This is a genomic window from Alicyclobacillus contaminans DSM 17975 (genome assembly GCF_000429525.1).
Taxonomy (GTDB): Bacteria; Bacillota; Bacilli; order Alicyclobacillales; family Alicyclobacillaceae; genus Alicyclobacillus_A; species Alicyclobacillus_A contaminans.
The window spans coordinates 1-17,133 of the sequence record NZ_AUCA01000051.1 but is presented as its reverse complement, the minus strand read 5'-3'; the positions used below and the strand labels follow the sequence as shown (position 1 = coordinate 17,133).

Genomic DNA, 17,133 nt, shown 5'->3' with positions numbered 1-17,133 from the left:
CAGCCGAGGCCCGGTGAAAGAGCGCGTGCGGCAGCTGAGAGGGTACCTATATCACAACTGGGACGGAATTGTGACATCGGAGGCTGCTGCTAGCCTCGGGACGATTGAGGGACAGGTGTTCCACCACCTTGCACGGCGGATGAAACGGCACGGAGCGCGTTGGAGCGCGTCAGGGGCTGACCATCTGGTTCGGGTCATGGCGGTGCGAGCGAACCGAGAGGCGTATCACTTGGCTGATAACGGCACCAAGAAAGAGGATCAGGCCCGGGTGCCAAAACAAGCGTTCGCCAGCGGGAATATGGCTGATCGCAAGCGCCAGGCGGCAGAGAACTGGCTGCAGGTACATCTGCCGGCGCTGGATGGACCGCACGCGGGCCGACCGTGGGTCAAGTACGTCCTGCGGGAGCTGGTACGGTCTCCGTTCACAGTTGCATAAATGCTTGACGGTGAGGTCTTACCTACCGAAACTTGACACGGACTTAAAAACGATCACACTTGACCAATATTCTAGTTCTTGTGTATAATTTATCCATACTCATATGAAACCTCCGTGTTATGAGAGTCGGCGACGAATCAATAGAATTGATTAAAAAATCAAAAGAATAACACACGCGATTCTATAGTCCATTACTTAAATACTAGCTTCCTATCAAAGATGGTTTTGACTGTAGTAGGGTTACCATCGACATTAGCGGTCGTTAAACGTGCACGCATGAAACCTGCGGTTACCTGTGTGCTGAGAAAAAGAATTGGGAATGACGTGGGGGGTGATCACGTCAAGAATCAAAGTGTGCTGTGGACGTGAAGGTAGAAATGATGGTTTTGGCGAGCGGTGGTATCAAAAACAAGTGCGGGCGAGACGCACGGAAGGAGAGAAGGTTATGAAGATTGCCAAGGTTGTTTCGACGTTGGCCGTAGGTGCACTGTCCACGGCGACTTCCGCCCTCACAGTTCATGCTCTGGCTTACGGAACCTCAGGATCGTGGGGAAGTGGCGGCGTTACTGGGGTGGGAAATCCAATAAAGTCAGGTGCCTATGGGACATATGCGATTATTGACAACGACACATCGTCCTACTCCGAAGGGGAGACAGGGGGCAGCCACTTCGGAACATCCCCATCCTACGTGACTAGTTACTGGGGGGACCAGAGAATAACCACTGATTCGGGATACAAGGGGGATTACTGGAATTACTATGCAGTGGACAAGGGAGTATGGAATAGTTACTACTATCTGTGGGTTTACAACGCCGATCAGACCGTGGATAGCACTGATGTGCACTACTTCATCAACAACAACTATGTTGGGCAAGTGAATCAGCATTTGCTCTACGAAAAATGGGTGATACCATCCGACTCGGGCGTACAGGGTTACGTGTACACGACCGGGTCTGGTAGTGTCAATGTCAAAGTAGAGGGATACGATTACAATCCCGCAGACAACATATATAGTGTTAGCACGGTCGCAGATGCGATACAGTTGAATCAGTCAGGATCACAGCCCGAGTAATAAAACCTAAAGCAAAGGAGGCTTTCCCATGAAATCACTTCGGCGCTCCCACCGTTTGTTGGGTGTGGTGGCAGGTTCGGTGCTTCTCGGTGCCGGGATTGGTCTGATGAAATGGACGTCCACGGCGTCCGCGGGGATTTCCCCGGCAGTCGTTTCTCAGGTGAACAATATGAAGGCCTTGATGGACAGTCAAGCCATCAGGCAAGTGGATGGCGTTTCCGGGACCTATCAATTGGTGGGGCTCGGCGGAAATCATTCGACGGTTTCGTTCGCGGTGAGGTATGGCTCGAATCCCGCCGCATGGGTGCGTTCTTCCGGAACGCGGGACGTTGAATCACGTTTCAGTGCTGGGAAGATGGAGGACATAGATCACGATACCAAGCGGTTTGAAATCCATAACGTGGCCAAAGGCGGCATCTACACCGGGGTGATGGGGCAGTACCTGATCCCGAATCAATACGCGGATACGTTTTTGGATCCATCGCTCGTGACCCAGGTTCAGTCCACTACGTATCTCGGTCGGAACGCCACGGAATTTCAGGGGAACACACCGGATTTCATGCAAATGCCAACCAAGGGCGGCGAAGTCCGGTTTGACCTGGTCGTGGACAATCAGACCGGGATGATTCTGAAGTTCGCCACCTATCATGCGGATGGTTCCGTCGCGGAATCCGCGACGGCGGAACAACTGCAGTTCAATGGAGCATTTGACGTCAGCAAAGCAGAGGTAGCGCCCGTCGCCGCCTACACGGATGCGTCCAGTTGATACAAAAGTCCCCTTGAGGAACGGCCGCATTCACGCCCTGGTTACGGATGCTTCAGCCAGGGCGTATTCGGCTGCGCTGGTACCGGCGAGATGACCGGTGGAGAAGGCCACCGTGATGTTGTAACCCCCCGTATGGGCGTGCACATCCATCACTTCGCCGCAGAAATACAGGCCGTGGCACAGCTTGGACGCCATGGTGCGCGGATCTATCTCTTTCACCGATATGCCTCCGCCCGTCACGGTGGCTTGGGCCAGCGGCAAGGTCCCGGTGATGGGTACGATGAACGCCTTGGTGGTTTTCGCCACGGTTTCGAGCGCGGCATTGGCCGTCTCGCTCATCGGGGCATCACCGCGCACGTCGCTTCGGTCCAGCACCTGGTGGGCCAGTCTATCAGGCAGGAGATCGGACAACACATTGCGCAGATGGCGCAGCGGTTCGGTTTGCTTGCGTTGACGCAGCGTCTGCTGCAACGCTTCCAGCGACAGGTCGGGAAGCCCGTCCACCACTGCGGTCAACTTGGCATCTGGATTTTTCCGGAGTGCGGTGGACACGTAATGGCTGCAGCGCAGCGCCACGGGGCCGCTCAGGCCAAAGTGGGTGAACAGCAAATCTCCGTATTCGGTGGTCAACCGTTTCCGCCGCTCGTCCATGATGGAGACGGAGGTGTTGCGCAGTGAAAGACCCTGCAGGGCCCCGCTGCGAATGAACGGTGCGTCGCTGGTGAGCGGCACGGCCGTCGGGTAAGGCTCCACGATGGTGTGGCCCAGTTTGCGCGCCCACGGATACGCGTCCCCTGTGCTGCCCGTTTTCGGAACGCTGCATCCGCCGGTGGCAATGACCACCGCCCGCGCGGGTATCGCACCGCGATGTCGGGTGGTGACACCTGTAATGCAATGCTCCTGTGCCATCAGGCCCGTGACCGGGGTGTCTTCCCAAATCTCCACGCCCGTGTCCACAACTTTATCGATGAGGGCCTGCACCACGGTGGACGCCTTGTCCGTGACGGGAAATACGCGTCCTCTATCCTCTTCTTTCAATCGAATGCCCAGGCCTTCAAAGAAGGCGCGCACATCTTCGTTGGAAAACCGATGCAATGCCGAGTGCAGAAAGCGTCCGTTGCCGGGAATGTTCTGCATCAGTTCGGGTAGGGGCTTCGCGTTGGTGACATTGCATCGTCCGCCGCCGGAAATGCCCAGCTTGCGGCCCAGTCGGTTGCCCTTTTCCACCAGCAAGGTGTTTGCGCCGGCTACTGCCGCGGCGATGCTCGCCATCAGCCCGGCGGGTCCGCCGCCCACCACAATCACGTCGTACGGTTTCATCGTCGTCTCACCCATCCAATTGGTCACACATTCCGCTGCACACGGGCAATGGTGTCCTGCTTAGTTTACGTGGTTCGGGCCGGATTTCGCAATTTCAGGGGAGTCCGGTACAATATGAGGTGGTTGGCGATGGCAGTGTTGCAGGTTTCGAGGAAAACACGGATTCAGGAGGGGATAAAGGATGAATCCATTCAAGTTCTATAACCCGACCACCCTGTATTACGGGAAGGGGCAAATTGAGCAGCATCTGGTGGAAGAAGTCAGAAAGTATGGATCCAAGGTGCTCCTCGTGTACGGTGGCGGAAGCATCAAGCGAATTGGCCTGTACGACAAAGTGGTCAACCTGCTGACGGACGCAGGTGTCCAGTTGTTTGAGTTGCCAGGCGTGGAACCGAATCCCCGTCTGACCACTGTGTACAAAGGCATTGACATCTGCCGCAAGGAAGGCGTGGACCTCGTGCTCGCCGTGGGCGGCGGTTCGGTTTTGGACTGCGCCAAGGCCATTGCCATGGGGACCAAGTTCGACGGCGATGTGTGGGATGTATATCAACGCAAGGCCACGGCGCACGACGCGCTGCCGCTCGGCACCATTCTGACCTTGGCCGCAACCGGATCGGAAATGAACGCGGGCGGGGTCATCACCAACTGGGAGACCAAGGAGAAACTTGGCGGCGGTGCGGCTCCGTACACATTCCCCAAATTCTCCTTCTGCGATCCGGAGAATACGTTCTCGGTCCCGCGCGACCAAACGGTCTACGGCATTTGCGACATGCTCATGCATTCCTTTGAGCATTATTTCCACCCCACGCCCAACACACCGCTGCAGCAGCATTTGATTGAGGCGGTCATTCGGACGATTATCGAGAACGCGCACAAGGTGCTCGAAAATCCGACGGATTACGATGCGCGGGAGACCATCATGTACTGCAGCACCATGGCGCTCAACGGCATGATCAGCATGGGCCTCCAAGGGGACTGGGCCAGCCATGCCATCGAGCACGAGATCAGCGCCATCTACGACATCCCGCATGGCGGCGGCTTGGCCATCATCTGTCCGAACTGGATGGAGTATGTGGTCGACGCCAATCCGGAGCGATTCGCGAGCCTGGCCGTGCGCGTGTTCGACGTGAATCCGGAAGGCAAGTCGGTGAACGAATTGGCGCAGATTGCGATTGAAAAGGTGCGGGAATTCTTCCGGTCCATCGGCGCCCCCACACGCTTGGCCGATTACCAGATTGGCGACGAGAACCTGGAACGGATGGCGGCCCAGGCGGTCCGGTTCCAGCCCATCGGCAATTTCAAGAAGTTGCACAAAGACGATGTGTTGGCGATTTTGAAGAAGTGCCTGTGATCTCTTCTCTGAGACGTAAAACAGATTCGGGCCGTCGTCCCAGGGTTGGGCGGCGGCCTTCTCTTTTGCGCACATGTCCTGGAAATGGGCATGTATCACATGGAGTGCCGAGCTTACCTGATATTGCTGGTAGGCACAGCGGGGTTAAACCGTTACCCTGTAACTAATGCCTATCACATTTTTTGAAAGGGGTAAGCAGATTGAAAAAAACCATTTTGGCTGCCGTCACATCCGTCGTCGCCTTGTTTGCATGGGGGCTACCCGCTGAAGCGGCAACCACCTACGTTGTTCAACCGAATGATACACTTTGGAAAATCGCCCAAAGTCATGGGATTTCCTATAACGCCTCGCTTCAGGCGAATCCACAAATCCAGAATCCAAATGTGATTTGGGTGGGTGAGAAGATTCAGTTGCCGAGTTCGGCGACTTCGACCACAGCGAGTTCCACCGCGCAACAGTACGCGGTGACAGTTGCGCAGCTGGTGAACCAGGCGCGCGCAAAGGCCGGACTGAAGCCGCTGACGCTCGACAGCAAGCTGTCCGCAATCGCTTACGAGAAAGCGTCGGATATGTACGCGAACCATTATTTCAGCCATATCTCGCCGACGTACGGATCGCCGTTTGATATGATGCAGCAAGCGGGCATTTCGTTCACGTACGCAGGGGAAAACATTGCGGAAGGACAAACCTCGCCGCAACAGGTTATGAACGATTGGATGAACAGTGCCGGGCACCGCGCCAACATTTTGAACGCCCACTACGATACGATTGGCGTCGCGTACGACCACGGCGTGTGGGTGCAGGAATTCATTGGACACGGCGAATAACGAAAAGCCGGGCCGCCCTTCCCTCGAACGCAGGGAGGGCGGTTTTGCATTTTTTCATCCCTGTTCCGCATACCAAAACACATGTCTTTTGCAGTGTCCGACGGTGCGCTATTTTGGAAATGACAGCGCTTTCTTGTTGCAACTCCACCGCCGGTGCGATGGACCGTGCAGGCGGCAGCGGGCCTGGGCCGCGATGAGAACGCTGTGGAATCTGGGTTTTGCCGGGGAGGGACATGTGGATGCGTACACAACGGACGCAGGTCGGAATTATCGGAGCAGGTCCGGCCGGATTGATGCTGGCGCATTTGTTGCACCTGCAAGGAATTGAGTCGGTGGTTTTGGAAGCGCGCACGAAGGAAGAGGTTGAAGGGACCATTCGGGCGGGGGTTCTGGAGCAGGGCACCGTGGATGTCCTGCGCGAAAGTGGCGTCGGTGCGCGAATGGACAGGGAGGGACAGGTGCACCGCGGCATCGAGTTTCGCTTCAATGGGCAGGGGCACCGAATTAACCTGCATCATCTCACCGGCGGCAAGCACGTGATGGTGTACGCGCAGCACGAGGTGCTCATCGATCTCATCGAGGCGCGCTTGAAAAGCGGCGGGGACTTGCGGTTCACGGTGAGGGATGTGCAGCTTCACGACATCGACACAGATTCTCCGAAAATTCGCTTCCGACGGCACGCGGACGGAGAACTGGAGGAGTTGGTGTGCGACTTTGTCGCGGGCTGCGACGGATTTCACGGGCCCAGCCGCCTAACCATTCCTGCCTCCGCCCGCAGGGAATACCAGAAGAGCTTTCCCATGGGGTGGCTGGGAGTTTTGGTGGAAGCGCCGCCGTCTTCGGAAGAGCTCATCTATTGCCGCCACGAGCGGGGGTTTGCCCTGGTCAGCACAAGATCCCCGGAAGTTCAGCGTTTGTATTTACAGGTGGACGCCACGGACGACATTCGGGAGTGGTCGGATGACCGCATCTGGTCGGAACTGCACGCGCGTCTGGCGACCCACGACGGATGGACGCTGAAAGAAGGGAGGATTTTTCAAAAAAACATTGTGGCGATGCGCAGTTTTGTGGTCGAACCCATGCAGTACGGCCGCCTCTTTCTGGCTGGCGACGCGGCGCACATCGTGCCACCGACGGGGGCCAAGGGCCTGAATCTGGCCATCTCGGATGTGTGTGTGCTGGCGAGGGGGATTGCGGCGTTCTACAGGCGAAATCGATCTGATTTACTCCAGGCATATTCAAACATCTGCCTGCGACGGGTGTGGAAGGCGGAGCGATTCTCCAATTACATGACCTCGCTGTTGCATCGCTTTCCGTCGCATTCGCCCTTTGAGGAGCGGGTGCAGTTGGCGGAACTGGATTATGTCACATCGTCGGTCGTAGGCGCGCAGACCATTGCGGAAAACTATGTGGGATTGCCCATTGAATGGGAGGCCCCGGCCCCGGTGACGGCGGCGGTCGCGGGGCACTGAATCCAGCGGCGGAAGGACCGATTGGGAGGAGAAATCGATATGGGATTGGATATCCAGGCATTGAACAAGCAATACATTGATGGCGTGTGGCGGGATGGACAGAGCGGTAAGGTCTACCTGGACCAAAATCCGTACGACGACTCGGTGGTGGCAGAATTTCGAATGGCTTCGGTGGAGGACGTGGACCTGGCGTATCGGGCGGCTGAGCGCGCTCAGTTGGCGTGGGCGAAGGTGAACCCGTTTGAGAAGCGGGATCTGTTTGAACGAGTGGTTCGCATCATCGACGAGAATACCGAAGACATCGTCCGATGGATTGCCGAGGAGATTGGCGGGACGTTCGTCAAGGCAATGATTGAGGTGATGCTGGTCAAGAACACCCTGCGCGAAGCGGCGACGTATCCGCTGCGGATGGAGGGGCGCATCCTGCCGTCCACCATCCCGGGGAAGGAGAATCGCCTGCTCCGTTTGCCGGTTGGCGTGGTCGGTGTGATCAGCCCGTTCAATTTTCCGTTCTGCTTGAGCATGCGCGCCGTCGCCCCGGCGTTGGCCTGCGGCAATGGCGTGGTCCTGAAACCCAATGAGGCGTCGGCCATCGTCGGCGGTACGCTGATTGCCAAACTCTTCGAAGAGGCCGGGTTGCCGAAGGGCGTGCTCAACGTGATTGTCACGGAAATTGGTCAGATTGGCGACGCGTTCATCGAGCATCCGGTTCCCCGAGTCATTTCCTTCACCGGATCCACCCCGGTGGGGCGCCACATCGGTGAGGTGGCGTCGCGCCATCTCAAACGCGTTGCCCTGGAGTTGGGCGGCAACAGCGCGCTGATTGTGTTGGACGACGCGAACCTCGAACAGGCGGTGGACGCCACGGTGTTCAGCCGCTTCACACACCAGGGGCAGATCTGCATGTGCGCGAACCGAGCCATCGTCCAGCGGGCCGTGTACGACGAGTTCGTGGCGCGGCTGGTGGACAGAGTGGCGTCTCTCCAGTGCGGTAATCCGCTCGACAAGGATACTGTGATTGGACCGCTCATCCACCGCCGTCAGGTGGACGCCGTGCTGCGCGTGGTCGAAGAGAGCGTGGCGCAGGGGGCGAAGGTTGCGTATCGCGGGCCGGTGGAAGGCAACGTGGTGGGTCCCATTGTGCTCACCGACGTGACCGAAGAGATGGCGTGCGCCCGCCAGGAAATGTTCGGTCCGGTGCTCGCGGTGATTCCGGTGGATTCGGAGGAGGAGGCCATTCGAATTGCGAATCACAGCGACTTCGGTTTGAGCGGCGCCGTGCACACGCAGAGTGTGGAGCGCGGGGTGGCGGTGGCCATGCGGATTGAGTCAGGGATGGTGCATGTGAACGACGGCACCGTCAACGATGAGCCGCTGGTCGCGTTTGGCGGCGAGAAGGCATCGGGCATTGGACGGTACAACGGCGAGTGGGCGCTGGAGGAATTCACCACGGTGAAGTGGATCTCCATCCAGCATGAGAGGCGGAGTTATCCGATTTGATGTCGCCCACGAAGCACGCCATCGCGGAGATTGGGGCTTGAGGCAGTCACGGAAGAGCAGCCTCATCTCCGGCGCCGTTCATAGTAGCCCAGGCGGCTGGAGATCTCCTTGCCCATGGTTTCCAGCGTCCGGGCGAACGACGCCATCTTCTGCGCCGTGAATCGTTCCGCAGGGCCCACGACCGTGACAGCGCCAATCACCTCCCGCGTGTAATCGCGGACCGGGACCGCCACCGAGTGCACGCCTTCACGCAGCTCGCCGTGACTGGTTGCGTATCCGACCTCGCGAATGTGCGCCAGGTGTTCGCGCAATGTATCCGGATCTGTGATGGTGTTCCGGGTGAATCGCTGCAATCCGCGGCGAATCACCTCTTCAATCATTTCGTCCGATTGAAACGCCAGAATCGCTTTGCCCGAACTGGTGCAGTACAGCGGATTTTTTCGCCCGAGGTGCGTGAGAATCTTCGTAGGATGTTTGCATTCCAACTTGCTGACGTAGACGGTGGAGTAGTCCTCGAGCACGGCCAGGTGGACGGTTTCATCGAAGCGGTTCACGAATTCCTCCAGAAGATGTTGTCCTTCTCGATAAATTTCGAGGTTGGACATGATGATGCCCGCCAAACTCAGCACGGACAATCCGAGGCGGTAGCGGCGCGTGTGTTCATCGCGGCGCACGATGCCGTCCCCGGCGAGCGTCGTCATGATACGATGAACCGTGCTCTTGGACAGTCCGAGGGCCTGCGCGATTTCGGTCACGCCTTTTTCCGGCTCGTCCATGGTGAAGCACTTGAGCACCTGCAATGCGTTCTTCAGCGACGACAGCGTCCTGCAGTCCCCGGCTGCTGGCATGTTCTCAATCCTCCTGTTCGTACGCTGCGTTTCTAACGGAAATTTCGGTTTGTTCCGTATAGAGAAACTTCAACGTAGTGTAAACGCTTCCTCGATGCTACCATGACCGTCATAATGAAGGTTCTGGGAAAACGTATCGGGACAGTCACGTTCCACCTGAGCAAAGGAGTGAATCGTATGAGCTTGGAATTGGCCATGATTACGCCGCATACGCCTCGCATTTGCTTTCCAGACAAAGTACCGGACTTTCAGAAACCCATGGTGGAAGCCATGTATCGGTGCGCGGACGCCATCGAAGCGTTGAACCCCGACGTGATTGTGCTGATTTCATGCCACTGGATGACAAGCTTCTTTCATTATGTCGACATTACGCCGAGACATCAAGGGATCTTGACCGCCGTCGAGTGTCCGGATCTGATTTCAGACGTGCCCTACGACCATCCGGGCCACCCGGAGCTCGGCCGGCGGATGGTGGAGGCGGGCAAGGCTGCTGGGCTTTCCGTCGTGGGGATTGACGATCCGACCTACACCTGGGATTACGGCACGGTGGTGCCCCTGCGGTACTTGATCAAGCGCAAGGACACCCCGGTGATCAACCTGTCCGTTTGTTGGGCCGCGTCGCTCGAAGAATCAATGGAGTGGGGGCGCGTACTCGGCGAGGTGTTTGACGAAACGCCGCTGCGCGTGGTGTTTCTGGCCAGCGGCGCGTTGGCGCATAACCTGTTTCGCGGTCCGGAACTCTGGCCGAATATCACGGAGCAGGCGCTGGACCGGGAGTTTTGCAGCCACCTGGTCAATGGCGACAGAGATTCGGCCGTATCGATGCTGCCCTCGTACGTCCGGGCAGCGGGCGTGGAAGCGGGCGGACGACACGTGGCCGTCCTCCTTGGAGTGCTGCGCAATCGCTTCCGGGGACAGCTGCACGGTTACGGTCCATCGTCCGGATCGGGCAATCCGGTGCTCACCATCCGCTACGCGGGGTGAGGTTACTCCGCCTGATGCGCGTGCCGTTGGGAAAGCGGATGGATGAGGTCACATCATGAGGAGAGGAAGACAGAGCCATGGAGAAAGTCTTGCACTTTATTGATGGAAAATTTGTGGAATCTGCCAACGGACGTACGTTTGACAACGTCAATCCGGCGACGGGCGAGGTGATTGGCGTGGTGGCGGAAGGCGGCCCGGCGGAAGTTGACGCCGCCGTCGCCGCGGCCCGGCGGGCGTTCAAGACATGGGGGAAGACGTCCGCAGCTGAGCGGGCGGCGATTCTGCACCGGATTGCGCAACGGATTGATGAAAACCTGGAGACGTTGGCCCTGTTGGAGACCATGGACACCGGCAAGCCGCTGACGCTGTCGAAAACGTTGGATATTCCGAGGTCCGCCTACAACTTCCGGTTTTTCGCAGACTTCGTGAAAGGGCTGAGCACGGAGACCTTTGAAATGGAGGGCGTGGCGCTCAACTACGCGCTGCGCAGACCGGTGGGGGTGGCCGGCCTCATCTCGCCGTGGAATTTGCCGCTGTTTCTGCTGACGTGGAAAGTGGCGCCGTGTTTGGCGGCGGGGAATACGTGCGTGATCAAACCGGCTGAATTAACGCCGATGACCGCGACCAAGTTGGCCGAGATTTGCCAGCAGGCGGGCCTGCCGGACGGGGTGCTGAACGTGGTGCACGGGTTCGGGCCGGACGCGGCGGGTTCCGCGCTGACCGAACATCCGGATGTGGACCTCATTTCGCTGACCGGTGAGACCACCACCGGCAAGGCGGTGATGCGTGCGGCCGCGGGAACCTTGAAGCGCCTGTCCTTCGAGTTGGGCGGGAAAAATCCCAACATCATCTTCGCCGATGCGGATTTGGAGGATGCTCTCGAGACCACCATCCGATCCAGCTTTGTCAACCAGGGCGAAGTGTGTCTGTGCGGATCGCGGATTTATGTGGAACGACCACTGTACGGGACGTTCGTGGAGCGTTTGGTGGAACGGGCCAAGCAGTTGGTCGTGGGAGACCCCATGCATCCGGATACGAACGTCGGCGCACTCGTCAGCGAGGAGCACCTGGAGCGCGTGCGCGGATTTGTGGAACGGGCGGTCGCGCAGGGCGGGCGCATTCTGCTCGGCGGGAAGCGGCCCGCGCACCTTTTGCGCGGCGCGTTCTTCGAACCCACCATCATTGTGGATGTCGATTCGTCGTGCGAAATCACGCGTCAGGAAGTATTCGGGCCGGTGGTGACCGTCCAGCCGTTCGACACGGAGGAAGAGGTGATTGAACTGGCCAACGACACCAACTACGGACTGTCCGCCACCATCTGGACCACGAACCTGAAGCGGGCTCACCGGGTGGCCGGAGAACTCGAGGCCGGCGTGATATGGATTAACACGTGGTTCTTACGCGACCTGCGAACGCCGTTCGGCGGCATGAAGGAAAGTGGCATCGGCCGCGAGGGCGGTGTGCACAGCTTCGAATTCTTCTCGGAATTGAAAAACGTGTGCGTGAAGCTGTAGGAGGTGCCGAGGATGGAACAGCGGATGGCGGAAATCGCCGAACGGCTGTATCGGGCGGAGCAGGAGAGAACGGTCATCGCGCCCATCACCGAAGATTTGCCGGAGATGTCGATGGAGACGGCGTACGGCATACAGATGCTCAACGTGGAGAAGAAGGTTGGAGGCGGCGATCGGATTGTCGGCCACAAAATTGGACTGACCAGCAAGCCGATGCAACGCCAGTTGGGCGTGGGCGAACCCGACTTCGGCCACCTCTTTTCCTCCATGCGCTACACATCCGGTCATCCGGTGGACCATCCGTTGATTCAACCGAAGGTCGAACCGGAATTGGCGTTCCTTTTGAAAGAGGACCTGCCGGGCCCCGGTGTGGATGTCCAGGATGTGCTCCGCGCCACGAGCCATGTGGTCCCGGCGATTGAGGTGATTGACAGCCGGATTGCCGATTGGAAGATTCGATTGGCGGACACGATTGCGGACAACGCGTCATCCGGGTGTTTTGTGCTGGGCGAAGTGGGCACGGATGTGCATGCGGCCAACCTGACCACGACGGGCGCCGTGCTGATGGTCAATGGCGAGGTCGTGCAGACAGGGGCAGCGGCGGCGGTGATGGGTCATCCCGCCGCGGCCGTCGCCTGGTTGGCCAACAAGCTGTCGTCGCTCGGAACCACGCTGAAGGCCGGGCACGTGGTTCTGTCAGGGGCTGTTACAGCGGCTGTGCCGGTGCGGCCCGGAGATCACATTCTTCTCAACTTTGGAAAATTGGGTCGCGTGGAATTCACGCTTCGTTCGCCGTGACGAGGCTGACTTGGAGGTGTAGCCCATGACGAAATTGACCGCTGCGATTGTCGGATCCGGCAATATTGGCACCGACCTGATGATCAAGCTGATGCGCAGTGAATGGATTGAGCCTCGGTGGATGATTGGGATTGATCCCGATTCGGACGGATTGCGCCGCGCCAAGGACGCGGGACTGGAAGTTTCTTCGGAAGGTTTGGCTGCGGTCCTCGACAAGGGCGCTCGGCCGGACATGGTGTTTGACGCGACCAGCGCGAAGGCGCACGTGCGTCATGCCAAACTGCTGCGGGAAGCGGGCATTCAGGCGATTGACCTGACGCCGGCGGCGCGCGGACCGTACGTGATTGCGGCGGTCAACCTGCAGGAGCACCTGAACTCTCCAAACGTCAACATGGTGACCTGCGGCGGACAGGCCACGGTGCCCATTGTCCATGCGGTGAGCCGCGTGGTGGGCGTGTCCTACGCGGAGATTGTGGCGACCATCGCCAGCCGAAGCGCGGGGCCTGGTACTCGCGCCAACATCGATGAATTCACACAAACCACGGCGCGAGCGCTGGAGGTGATTGGCGGCGCACGCCAGGGGAAGGCCATCATTATCCTCAACCCGGCGGAACCGCCCATCCTGATGCGGGACACCATCTACTGCGTGATGGACGCCGCCGATGCAAACACCAGGGAGCGGGTGCGCGAGTCCATCCACGAGATGGTGCAGCAGGTGCAGACGTACGTGCCGGGTTACCGATTGAATCGGGAGCCAATCTTCCAGGATGAATTGGTCAGCGTCTCCATTGAGGTGGAGGGACTCGGCGATTATCTGCCGGTCTACGCAGGCAATTTGGACATCATGACCGCCGCAGCCGTCAAGTTTGGCGAGGAATTCGCCAAGCACCGGATGGCTGTCAAGAAGTGAGGGGGAAGGCATCATGGCGTACAAGTACCAAATCCGGTTGACGGATGTGACGCTGCGGGACGGGATGCATGCGGTTCGGCACCAGTTCAGCACCGAGGACGCGCGGGCGATTGCGTCGGCGCTGGACGGCACGGGCGTTGCGTTGATTGAGGCCACCCACGGCGATGGGCTGGGGGGCAGCTCCATTCAATACGGTTTTGCCAAGGAAACCGAGGAGGACTATCTGCGCGCGGTGTGCGAGGTGGTCCGGTCGTCGAAGGTCGCCGCGCTGCTGCTGCCAGGCATCGGCACCGTGGAAGACCTGAAGCGGGCGGTGGCCTGTGGTGTGCAGGCGGTTCGCGTCGCGACGCATTCCACGGAAGCGGACATTTCTGCCCAGCACATCGAAGAAGCGCGCAAGCTGGGCCTTGAGACGGTGGGATTCCTGATGCTGTCCCACATGACCCCGGCTTCCGTGCTGGTGGAGGAAGGGAGAAAGATGGCGTCGTACGGGGCCCATGCTGTGTACATCGTGGATTCGGCGGGGGCCATGTTGATGGATGAAGTGCGCCGCAAAGTGTCGGCGCTGCGCGACGGCCTGCCGTCGGACGTGGAAGTGGGGTTCCACGCCCACAACAATTTGGGCGTCTCGGTCGCGAACTCCATCGCCGCAGTGGAAGAAGGGGCGGCGCGCATTGACGCGAGCCTTTGCGGTTTGGGCGCCGGCGCAGGCAACACGCCGTTGGAAGTGTTCGTCGCCGCTTGCGAGAAGTACGGCATCGACACCGGCGTGCAGTTGTACTCCGTGATGGACGCGGCGGAGAATATCGTTCGGCCCCGGATGCACCGCCCGATAGTGACCGACAAGGCAAGTTTGACCCTGGGGTACGCGGGGGTCTATTCGAGCTTCCTGCTGCATGCGAACCGCGCGGCGGAACAGTTTGGGGTGGACGCGCGCGACATCCTGGTCGAACTAGGGCGCCGGAAAGTCGTGGGGGGCCAGGAGGACATGATTGTGGATGTCGCCTACGCCATCGCGCAGGAAAAGTGATTTGTGGGAGGGAGTCCTTTGTCACTGGACGCTATTGCCGAGGAAATTCATAGACATCAGGTGAACGCCCAGGCGTTGGAGAAAATCACCGAGCGGTATGAAGGGCTTACTGTCGCCGACGCGTACGCCATTCAACAGCGTTTGATTCATCGTTATCTCGCGGCGGGTGATGCGCTGATTGGCTGGAAGATGGGGCTGACCAGCAAGGCGAAGCAGCAATCGGTGGGCGTGGAGGAGGCCATCTACGGGCATCTTCTGAAATCCATGGAGTTGTCGTCTCCGGAACTTTCTCTGTCCGGTCTCATCCATCCGAGAATTGAACCGGAAATCGCGTTTGTGTTCAAGCGCAGACTCGCGGGCGAGGATGTCACCGCGAGGGATGTGTGGCTCGCGACCGAGTGCGTGGTGCCGGCCGTGGAGGTGATTGACAGTCGGTACCGAAATTTCTCGTTCACTTTGGTGGATGTAATTGCCGATAACGCGTCCAGCGCCAAATTTTATCTCTTTCCGCAGGCCTACTCGCCGTATCAGTTCGCGTTGAATCAGGTGGGCGTGGTCATGACGCGAAACGGCGCGGTGGAACAAACCGGGGCAGGCGCCGCGGTGCTCGGCCATCCCGTGCTGTCGGTGGTGGAGCAGGTGCGCATGTTGAGCCGGATTGGCAGGGCCATTGAACCCGGGATGGTGGTGTTGACCGGCGGTATCACGGAAGCCATCCACGTGCACGATGGGGATGACATTTCCGTGGCTTTCGATGGCATGGGCGAAATCCATCTGATGATTCACGCGTGAAACGGAGGAGAGACAGATGCCGCTGGTACAGATTAGCATCCTGGAAGGCCGTCCGCAGGAAGCCAAGAAACGCCTCATTGAAGCGGTCACCGAGGCGGTTGTCCATACGCTCGACGCGAATCCCGGAGCAGTGCGGGTGCTCCTCTACGAGGTGCCCGCGGCGCACTGGGGAGTGGGCGGTGTCACGAAGGCGGATTCGTCCAAGTGATGGATTTCAGAAGGGAGGTGGAACCCGTGTACGACGTGCATTCCCATTTCGTCCCCGAAGCGGTGCTGCGCTGGCTCAAAACCCACGCGAATACGGTGCATGCGGTGTGGGAACAGCGCGCGGTGGAGAAAGAACCGTTCTTAACGGTGAATCACCGATGGTCTTTCGAGTTGAAACGCGCTTTTTACGACGCGAACGAGTACCTGGCCGCTCAGCGCGCGGCGGGCATTGGACACACGCTGGTATCGCCCATTCCCCAGCTGTTCCTGTACGATTTTCCGCCGGAAGCGACGAGCGAATTGAGCAGCGTGTACAACCGAGAACTGGCTCTGTGGATTCAGGCGCACGGAGACAGGCTGTCCGGGTTAGGCACGGTGCCGTTGAACCATCCGGAGGCGGCTGCGAGGGAGTTGGAGGCGGCGATGTCCCAGGGACTCAAAGGCGTCATCATCGGCCCGGGACACAACGGGATATTGCTGAGCAATCCGCGGTTCACTCCGTTTTGGGAAGCGGCGAACGACCACGGCGCTGTCGTCTTCATTCACCCGCTGCTCAACGAAGATCCTCGAATTCAGCGCAAGATGATGCCGAATCTGATTGGCATCCCGTGGGAGACGACCATTGCTGCGCTGGATCTGGTGCTCGGCGGCATTTTGGACGCCTATCCCAACGCGAAACTGCTGCTTGCTCACGGCGGTGGATTTCTGCCGTATCAGGTTGGGCGGCTCAACCAGGGGCATGCGGTGTGGCCGCAGGTTTCCTCTTCGCTGCAGGATTCGCCGGAAGGGTACCTGAAGAGATTCTGGTACGACAACGTGTTGTGGCACGAGGCCGCGCTGAGCTATCTGCAAACGCTGGTGGGGGAGGAGCGGGTGCTGCCTGGATCGGACTATCCGTTCGACCTGAAAACCTGGCCGCCAGCACCGGCGAGCGACGAGGCTGTGCGCGAATTTCTCGGAATTGGCGCCAATGCAAAACAAGTTTGAAAACAATATTGTTAACAATATTGTTGATGATGTAGAATGAGAGCAGGTCGAGACTTCAAGTGGATGCCACGGAGACTGAAAAGGAGGGATGGGACAGAGATGGCTCAGGAACTTTCGTTTGACGTGGCCCATCTTGGCCATGTGGAGCTGTTGACACCCAAGTACGACGAGAGCCTCGCTTTTTTCACCGACGTCATGGGTCTGGAAGTCGTTGAGGAAGACGGCGATTCCGTATTGAACCCCACATTGTCAAGACAGATGGGATGGCTTTTAAGAAAGAGATGATAGATTTACAATTCAGATAAAAACCGTCTCACGCTGC

At 58.7% G+C, this 17,133-nt stretch carries 17 protein-coding genes and 1 pseudogene; 16 read left to right on the top strand and 2 right to left on the bottom strand.

Translation table 11 applies throughout. The features are described 5' to 3' along the window. The 3 genes and pseudogenes from G463_RS20740 to G463_RS0115040 form a co-directional block, all read left to right on the top strand. A pseudogene (locus tag G463_RS20740) lies at positions 1–436 on the top strand (ISLre2 family transposase); the annotation flags it as partial. A gap of 445 nt (positions 437–881) precedes the next feature. Next, the gene (locus tag G463_RS0115045) at positions 882–1,508 is read left to right on the top strand and encodes a hypothetical protein (protein WP_026975829.1); all 627 of its coding nucleotides are present in this window, start codon (positions 882–884) and stop codon (positions 1,506–1,508) included. A 28-nt stretch (positions 1,509–1,536) separates the two neighbouring features. Beyond that, positions 1,537–2,274 carry a hypothetical protein gene (locus G463_RS0115040; protein ID WP_026975828.1) on the top strand — a complete coding sequence of 246 codons (738 nt, stop codon included), beginning with the start codon at positions 1,537–1,539 and terminating at the stop codon, positions 2,272–2,274. A gap of 30 nt (positions 2,275–2,304) precedes the next feature. On the opposite strand, the gene G463_RS0115035 is transcribed toward G463_RS0115040, so the two are convergent. Beyond that, positions 2,305–3,594: a BaiN/RdsA family NAD(P)/FAD-dependent oxidoreductase gene (locus G463_RS0115035; RefSeq protein WP_035487529.1), complete on the bottom strand. Its 1,290-nt coding sequence runs from the start codon at positions 3,592–3,594 to the stop codon at positions 2,305–2,307. Positions 3,595–3,775: 181 nt separating this feature from the next. Between G463_RS0115035 and G463_RS0115030 the strand changes: the two genes are divergently transcribed. The 4 genes from G463_RS0115030 to G463_RS0115015 all read left to right on the top strand — a co-directional run bounded on the left by G463_RS0115030 (position 3,776) and on the right by G463_RS0115015 (position 8,744). Continuing rightward, positions 3,776–4,945, top strand: coding sequence for an iron-containing alcohol dehydrogenase (locus G463_RS0115030; RefSeq protein WP_026975826.1), 1,170 nt, complete (start codon positions 3,776–3,778; stop codon positions 4,943–4,945). Between the two features lie 200 nt (positions 4,946–5,145). Next, positions 5,146–5,772, top strand: coding sequence for a CAP domain-containing protein (locus G463_RS0115025; RefSeq protein WP_026975825.1), 627 nt, complete (start codon positions 5,146–5,148; stop codon positions 5,770–5,772). A 239-nt stretch (positions 5,773–6,011) separates the two neighbouring features. Further along, positions 6,012–7,244: a 4-hydroxybenzoate 3-monooxygenase gene (locus G463_RS0115020; protein WP_026975824.1), complete on the top strand. Its 1,233-nt coding sequence runs from the start codon at positions 6,012–6,014 to the stop codon at positions 7,242–7,244. 39 nt (positions 7,245–7,283) lie between these two features. Continuing rightward, positions 7,284–8,744 carry an aldehyde dehydrogenase family protein gene (locus G463_RS0115015; RefSeq protein WP_026975823.1) on the top strand — a complete coding sequence of 487 codons (1,461 nt, stop codon included), beginning with the start codon at positions 7,284–7,286 and terminating at the stop codon, positions 8,742–8,744. A gap of 62 nt (positions 8,745–8,806) precedes the next feature. Here the strand turns inward: G463_RS0115015 and G463_RS0115010 are convergent, their stop codons facing one another. Then, positions 8,807–9,592 carry an IclR family transcriptional regulator gene (locus G463_RS0115010; protein ID WP_026975822.1) on the bottom strand — a complete coding sequence of 262 codons (786 nt, stop codon included), beginning with the start codon at positions 9,590–9,592 and terminating at the stop codon, positions 8,807–8,809. A gap of 177 nt (positions 9,593–9,769) precedes the next feature. Between G463_RS0115010 and G463_RS0115005 the strand changes: the two genes are divergently transcribed. The 9 genes from G463_RS0115005 to G463_RS0114965 all read left to right on the top strand — a co-directional run bounded on the left by G463_RS0115005 (position 9,770) and on the right by G463_RS0114965 (position 17,096). After that, positions 9,770–10,576, top strand: a complete 807-nt coding sequence (locus G463_RS0115005) for a DODA-type extradiol aromatic ring-opening family dioxygenase (protein WP_026975821.1) — start codon at positions 9,770–9,772, stop codon at positions 10,574–10,576. 77 nt (positions 10,577–10,653) lie between these two features. Then, a complete protein-coding gene (locus G463_RS0115000) occupies positions 10,654–12,090 on the top strand; it encodes an aldehyde dehydrogenase (RefSeq protein WP_026975820.1) in 1,437 nt (478 codons plus the stop codon). A 12-nt stretch (positions 12,091–12,102) separates the two neighbouring features. Beyond that, positions 12,103–12,885: a 2-keto-4-pentenoate hydratase gene (locus G463_RS0114995; RefSeq protein WP_026975819.1), complete on the top strand. Its 783-nt coding sequence runs from the start codon at positions 12,103–12,105 to the stop codon at positions 12,883–12,885. 25 nt (positions 12,886–12,910) lie between these two features. Beyond that, positions 12,911–13,795 (top strand): acetaldehyde dehydrogenase (acetylating), encoded by an 885-nt coding sequence (locus G463_RS0114990; RefSeq protein WP_026975818.1) that lies wholly within the window; start codon positions 12,911–12,913, stop codon positions 13,793–13,795. Between the two features lie 13 nt (positions 13,796–13,808). Next, the gene (gene dmpG, locus G463_RS0114985; RefSeq protein WP_026975817.1) at positions 13,809–14,825 is read left to right on the top strand and encodes a 4-hydroxy-2-oxovalerate aldolase; all 1,017 of its coding nucleotides are present in this window, start codon (positions 13,809–13,811) and stop codon (positions 14,823–14,825) included. Positions 14,826–14,843: 18 nt separating this feature from the next. Beyond that, positions 14,844–15,617 (top strand): 2-keto-4-pentenoate hydratase, encoded by a 774-nt coding sequence (locus G463_RS0114980; protein ID WP_026975816.1) that lies wholly within the window; start codon positions 14,844–14,846, stop codon positions 15,615–15,617. Positions 15,618–15,633: 16 nt separating this feature from the next. After that, positions 15,634–15,825: a 4-oxalocrotonate tautomerase gene (locus tag G463_RS0114975; protein WP_026975815.1), complete on the top strand. Its 192-nt coding sequence runs from the start codon at positions 15,634–15,636 to the stop codon at positions 15,823–15,825. A 26-nt stretch (positions 15,826–15,851) separates the two neighbouring features. Beyond that, positions 15,852–16,811: an amidohydrolase family protein gene (locus G463_RS0114970; RefSeq protein ID WP_026975814.1), complete on the top strand. Its 960-nt coding sequence runs from the start codon at positions 15,852–15,854 to the stop codon at positions 16,809–16,811. 99 nt (positions 16,812–16,910) lie between these two features. After that, entirely contained in the window at positions 16,911–17,096 is a 186-nt protein-coding gene (locus G463_RS0114965; RefSeq protein ID WP_026975813.1) for a VOC family protein, read from the top strand. The last annotated feature ends 37 nt before the right edge of the window (positions 17,097–17,133 follow it).

What these genes read in the sequence shown, in the direction of transcription:
- G463_RS0115045 (WP_026975829.1), top strand. Translation starts at nt 882, where the DNA reads ATGAAGATTGCCAAGGTTGTTTCGACGTTGGCCGTAGGTGCACTGTCC.
- G463_RS0115040 (WP_026975828.1), top strand. Translation starts at nt 1,537, where the DNA reads ATGAAATCACTTCGGCGCTCCCACCGTTTGTTGGGTGTGGTGGCAGGT.
- G463_RS0115035 (WP_035487529.1), bottom strand. Translation starts at nt 3,594, where the DNA reads ATGAAACCGTACGACGTGATTGTGGTGGGCGGCGGACCCGCCGGGCTG.
- G463_RS0115030 (WP_026975826.1), top strand. Translation starts at nt 3,776, where the DNA reads ATGAATCCATTCAAGTTCTATAACCCGACCACCCTGTATTACGGGAAG.
- G463_RS0115020 (WP_026975824.1), top strand. Translation starts at nt 6,012, where the DNA reads ATGCGTACACAACGGACGCAGGTCGGAATTATCGGAGCAGGTCCGGCC.
- G463_RS0115015 (WP_026975823.1), top strand. Translation starts at nt 7,284, where the DNA reads ATGGGATTGGATATCCAGGCATTGAACAAGCAATACATTGATGGCGTG.
- G463_RS0115010 (WP_026975822.1), bottom strand. Translation starts at nt 9,592, where the DNA reads ATGCCAGCAGCCGGGGACTGCAGGACGCTGTCGTCGCTGAAGAACGCA.
- G463_RS0115005 (WP_026975821.1), top strand. Translation starts at nt 9,770, where the DNA reads ATGAGCTTGGAATTGGCCATGATTACGCCGCATACGCCTCGCATTTGC.
- G463_RS0115000 (WP_026975820.1), top strand. Translation starts at nt 10,654, where the DNA reads ATGGAGAAAGTCTTGCACTTTATTGATGGAAAATTTGTGGAATCTGCC.
- G463_RS0114995 (WP_026975819.1), top strand. Translation starts at nt 12,103, where the DNA reads ATGGAACAGCGGATGGCGGAAATCGCCGAACGGCTGTATCGGGCGGAG.
- G463_RS0114990 (WP_026975818.1), top strand. Translation starts at nt 12,911, where the DNA reads ATGACGAAATTGACCGCTGCGATTGTCGGATCCGGCAATATTGGCACC.
- dmpG (WP_026975817.1), top strand. Translation starts at nt 13,809, where the DNA reads ATGGCGTACAAGTACCAAATCCGGTTGACGGATGTGACGCTGCGGGAC.
- G463_RS0114975 (WP_026975815.1), top strand. Translation starts at nt 15,634, where the DNA reads ATGCCGCTGGTACAGATTAGCATCCTGGAAGGCCGTCCGCAGGAAGCC.
- G463_RS0114965 (WP_026975813.1), top strand. Translation starts at nt 16,911, where the DNA reads ATGGCTCAGGAACTTTCGTTTGACGTGGCCCATCTTGGCCATGTGGAG.